Source organism: Photorhabdus bodei, assembly GCF_003287735.1.
In the GTDB taxonomy this organism is placed as follows: Bacteria; Pseudomonadota; Gammaproteobacteria; order Enterobacterales; family Enterobacteriaceae; genus Photorhabdus; species Photorhabdus kayaii.
The window spans coordinates 1-805 of the sequence record NZ_NSCM01000142.1 but is presented as its reverse complement, the minus strand read 5'-3'; the positions used below and the strand labels follow the sequence as shown (position 1 = coordinate 805).

Genomic DNA, 805 nt, shown 5'->3' with positions numbered 1-805 from the left:
AATCATAACCACCCGCATAGCGGGTGGTTTGCTCTAGCCCTATAAGGGCATGTTACCGACCGCGCCTAAATGACGCCGCTTTCTCTTTGTTCAAGCTAAAGGGTCATTGTCTCTTTGGCTTACCCCTTGAAGGGGTTTTCATACTCTCGTGTACTTAATTTATCCTGCATTAAATCTGACTTTTCTTGCTCTCTTATGTATTTCTGGATTGTGGCTTCATTGAGCCCCACCGTACTTACATAGTATCCTTCTGACCAGAACTTCCTGTTGCCAAATTTGTATTTTAAATTCGCATGCTTATCAAATATCATCAACGAACTTTTGCCTTTTAAATATCCCATAAAACTCGACACACTGATTTTCGGTGGGATACTCACGAGCATATGGACATAATCTGACATTAAATGGCCTTCAATGATTTCAACTCCTTTGTACTTACAAAGGTCTCGTAATATTTCACCTATGCTTGTACGGATACTGGCAAAAATGACTTTTCGTCTGTATTTCGGCGAAAAAACGATATGGTATTTGCACAGCCACTTTGTATGTGCTGAGCTTTGTGCTTTAATCCCCATAAACACCTTTCCTTATTTCAGTTACGTATATTAGCTTGAACATCTATATCGTAACGGAAAGGTGTTTTTCTTGGTATAACCTCGGGTCTCCACCCGCATAGCGCTGAGGAATCCCCAGAAAATAGACAGGCATAGCGTTGTGTGATCTACTGATTGTTCCACCAAGTCAATAAGGTCACTGCTATGCCTGTACGTGAAGTATGTCATAACTTCTTTAAAGATGCTTTATC

Annotated in this window: 1 protein-coding gene; it reads right to left on the bottom strand. The window is 40.6% G+C overall.

Features of this window, described 5'->3' with window-relative positions; all coding sequences use genetic code 11:
• Positions 1–119: 119 nt before the first annotated feature.
• Positions 120–575: an IS200/IS605 family transposase gene (gene tnpA, locus CKY02_RS23135; protein WP_112897018.1), complete on the bottom strand. Its 456-nt coding sequence runs from the start codon at positions 573–575 to the stop codon at positions 120–122.
• Positions 576–805 lie beyond the last annotated feature (230 nt).

What these genes read in the sequence shown, in the direction of transcription:
- tnpA (WP_112897018.1), bottom strand. Translation starts at nt 575, where the DNA reads ATGGGGATTAAAGCACAAAGCTCAGCACATACAAAGTGGCTGTGCAAA.